Origin of the sequence: Paraburkholderia sp. SIMBA_054 (assembly GCF_046534875.1) — a bacterium.
Taxonomy (GTDB): Bacteria; Pseudomonadota; Gammaproteobacteria; order Burkholderiales; family Burkholderiaceae; genus Paraburkholderia; species Paraburkholderia hospita.
The window spans coordinates 1-289 of the sequence record NZ_JAWRXV010000562.1 but is presented as its reverse complement, the minus strand read 5'-3'; the positions used below and the strand labels follow the sequence as shown (position 1 = coordinate 289).

Here is a 289-nt window from a genome sequence, read left to right as displayed (position 1 = left end):
ATCCGGGGCATGTGTTCAACCTTGGCCACGGCATCTCGCAGTTCACGCCGCCGGAAAATGTCGCCGAACTCGTCGACGAAGTGCATCGCCACAGCCGCGCGATTCGCAGCGGCGCGCATGCACCCGCCTGACGTTGCAATTCCTACCGTTTTTTGCTGCGATGCAGCACGCTGGGCTCTGCAACTAAGGGAAAGTTCGCGGGTTGCGGGCCGTCAGTAGGCACTCTCGCAGTTGTCAAGACTTGACTTATACACATTGATCACGTTGCGGCGCGGTAGAAGCTTTAGTC

The 289-nt window shown here is 58.5% G+C and carries 1 protein-coding gene; it reads left to right on the top strand.

Annotation, left to right across the window (positions count from 1 at the left end; genetic code table 11):
* Nucleotides 1–131, top strand: a 131-nt coding sequence (locus tag SB822_RS56345; RefSeq protein WP_410859011.1) for a uroporphyrinogen decarboxylase family protein, incomplete at its 5' end; no start/stop codon positions are given.
* Nucleotides 132–289: the final 158 nt, after the last annotated feature.